The following is a 2,769-nucleotide window of genomic DNA, read 5'->3' as shown; positions in this document are numbered from 1 at the left end:
GACTCCCTCGCGCGGCGCTCCTTCGCGGCCGCCGGTGGCGGCCGCTCGGAGGCGCACGCCACCGCGTATCACTTATAAACAGGTCGCGGCTACTCGTCGACTCACAGCCGCTCGCCGTCGTAGTAGCGCTCCTCCACGCGTCGGTCGAACAGCCGTGAGAGCAGGGTGGTCAGGGGCCCCTCGACGCCGTCGCCGTCCCCGTCGACTGCGAGGCCGTCGACCGTCTCGACAGGTCGGATCTCCCACGTCGAGTTGGTGAGGAAGACCTCGTCGGCCCCGCGGACCGCGTCGGGCGCGTACGTCCCCTCCTCCACCGGGATCCCCTCCGCTTCGGCGATCTCGATCACGGTTCGGCGGGTGACGCCGGGGAGGATCGGTCCGTCCAGGGAGGGCGTCTTGAGGGCCGCGCCGTCGGCGAAGAAGACGTTCGCGGTCGCGCCCTCCGCGACGTTGCCCTCGGGGTCGAGCATGAGCGCCTCGTCGGCGCCGGTGACCCGGAGCTCCAACCGGGCTAAGATCCCGTTGAGGTAGTTATGCGTCTTCGCGTCGGCCGGGAGCGCCCGCGAGGACGGCTTGCGGGTCTTCGTCGTCTGGAGCGCGGCCGGCCCGCCGTGGACCGGATCCGAGTCGACGCCGCCGCGGGGGAGCGGCTTCGCGATCACGACGACGGTCGGATCGACCTCCGGGTTCGGGTCGAGCGTGCCGGGCTGAACCCCGCGGGTGACCGAGAGCTTCACGTAGGCGTCTACGAGGCCGTTCGCGGCGAGCGTCTCGTCGATCCGAGCCTCCAGGTCCGCGTCCGGGAGGCCGTGGTCGAGCCCGAGCGTCTCGCAGGTGTCGGCGAGCCGCGCGGCGTGGTCCGTCCACCGGAAGACCTCGCCGCCGTACGCGCGCATCGTCTCGAAGGCGGCGTCGCCGTAGGCGAACCCGCGGTCCTCGACCGAGACGGTCGCCTCGCTCGCGGGGACGACCTCGCCGTCGACGTGGTAGCGAAGCTCGTCGCCCGCGTCGCCCTCGTCCGACTCCTCACTCATGCGCCTCGCACACCTCCGCGAAGTTCGCCACCATCGCCTTCCCCCGCGGCGTGAGGATGCTCTCGGGGTGGAACTGCACGCCGATATGGGGTTTCTCGCGGTGGCGCACGCCCATTACAACCTCGCGCTCGTCCTCCGTGCGGGCGGTCTCGACGAGCTCGTCCGGGAGGTCGGCGCGCTCGACGCACAGCGAGTGGTACCGCCCGACCCGGAGCCGGTCGGGGAGCCCGGCGAACACGCCCGAGCCGTCGTGGCTGATCGTCGACGGCTTCCCGTGGACGACCTCCGGGGCGTGACCGACCCGGCTCCCGCGGTTCGCGCACAGCGCCTGGTGGCCGAGACAGACGCCGAGCACCGGGCGGTCGAGGTCGAAGACGGCCGTCGAGACGCCGGCCTCCGCGGGAGTGCCCGGCCCCGGAGAGACGACGACGCCGTCGGGGTCGAGCGCGCGGATCCCGTCGAGGTCGACCGCGTCGTTGCGCCGGACCGCGACCGCGCCGGCGACCTCGCCCACGTACTGGACGAGGTTGTACGCGAACGAGTCGTAGTTGTCGACGACGAGCACCCGCGCGTCCGCGTCGCCGGCGCCGGCGCCGGGCCGCCAGCCGGCCGCGGCGTCGGCGTCAACGGTCCCGGTCATCGCTCGTCACCCGCTTCGACCGCCATCCCGCCGGCCGCGAGCGCCTCGTCGACCGCGGTCACCAGCGCGCGCGCCTTCGCGAGCGTCTCCTCGTACTCCGCGCCGGGCTCGGAGTCGTGGACGATTCCGGCCCCGACGCGCAGGTGGTACTCGGTCGCCCGCCGGACCAGGGTGCGGATGACGATGTTGAGCGTCGCCCGCCCGTCGAAGCCCGCCGCGAGCATCGAGCCGGTGTAGGGGCCTCGCCGCGTCTCCTCTAACTCGTCGATGATCTCCATCGTCCGCGGCTTCGGCGCGCCCGTGACCGTCCCGCCGGGGAAACACGCCGCGACCGCGTCGGTGGCGCCCACGTCCGGGCGCGCCTCCCCCTCGATCAGGCTCACGAGGTGCATCACCTCGCTGTACCGGTCGACGCGGCGGTACTCAGCGACTTCGACCGTGCCGAACCGAGAGACCTTCCCGAGGTCGTTGCGCTCCAGGTCGACGAGCATCGCGTGCTCCGCGCGCTCCTTCGCGTCGCCCGTCAGCTCCGCCTCCAGCGCGTCGTCTTCCTCGGGCGTCTCCCCGCGCGGTCGCGTCCCGGCGATGGGCTCCGTCGCGAGGCGGGCGCCGCGGGGGCCCGCAGGCGCTGCGAGACGTTCGCCTGGAAGGTGTCGCCGTCGCGGACGTACGCCTTCACCCGGCGGACCGCCTCGGCGTACCCCTCGCGGCCGACGTCGCTCTCGAAGGTCGCCGTCGACGCGTCCGGGTCGGGGGCGGGGCCGACGCCCGGGTCGCCGGTCTCGATCCGGTCGATCAGCTCGCCGGCCCGCGCCGCCCCCTCGTCGAACAGCGCGTCGAGGGCGTCGCGGTCGGCGGTCGGGTCGTCGAGTCCATCGGGAACCCGGGGACAGGCCGTCACGCGGAGGGTGACGGACCGGGCGTCGCTCTCCGTATCGTCGTCTACCGGGCACTCCCACGCCGCGACCCGGTCGAAGACGCCCACCTGAAGCCGCGGGAGCCCGCGGTCGTCGACCGCCCCCGGACCCGCCGGCGCGGGCGCCGGGAACGACTCCAGCTCGCGGGCGACGTCGTAGGAGAGCCAGCCGAACGCGC

The 2,769-nt window shown here is 73.6% G+C and carries 2 protein-coding genes and 1 pseudogene; all 3 read right to left on the bottom strand.

Translation table 11 applies throughout. From position 1 onward, the window contains the following. Nucleotides 1-101 precede the first annotated feature (101 nt). Nucleotides 102-1,034, bottom strand: a complete 933-nt coding sequence (locus SD626R_RS10630) for an aminotransferase class IV (RefSeq protein ID WP_092566342.1) — start codon at nt 1,032-1,034, stop codon at nt 102-104. Next, a complete protein-coding gene (locus tag SD626R_RS10625; protein ID WP_092566341.1) occupies nt 1,027-1,674 on the bottom strand; it encodes an anthranilate synthase component II in 648 nt (215 codons plus the stop codon). Before SD626R_RS10625 ends, SD626R_RS10630 begins: the two co-directional genes overlap by 8 nt. Beyond that, nucleotides 1,671-2,769, bottom strand: a pseudogene (locus SD626R_RS10620) (anthranilate synthase component I family protein); the annotation flags it as partial. The pseudogene SD626R_RS10620 and the gene SD626R_RS10625, both read right to left, overlap by 4 nt.

Origin of the sequence: Halorubrum sp. SD626R, from assembly GCF_001261915.1 — an archaeon.
Taxonomy (GTDB): domain Archaea; phylum Halobacteriota; class Halobacteria; order Halobacteriales; family Haloferacaceae; genus Halorubrum.
Note: the sequence above shows the minus strand (reverse complement) of the source record. Positions and strands in the feature narration are given on the sequence as shown.

What these genes read in the sequence shown, in the direction of transcription:
- SD626R_RS10625 (WP_092566341.1), bottom strand. Translation starts at nt 1,674, where the DNA reads ATGACCGGGACCGTTGACGCCGACGCCGCGGCCGGCTGGCGGCCCGGC.
- SD626R_RS10630 (WP_092566342.1), bottom strand. Translation starts at nt 1,034, where the DNA reads ATGAGTGAGGAGTCGGACGAGGGCGACGCGGGCGACGAGCTTCGCTAC.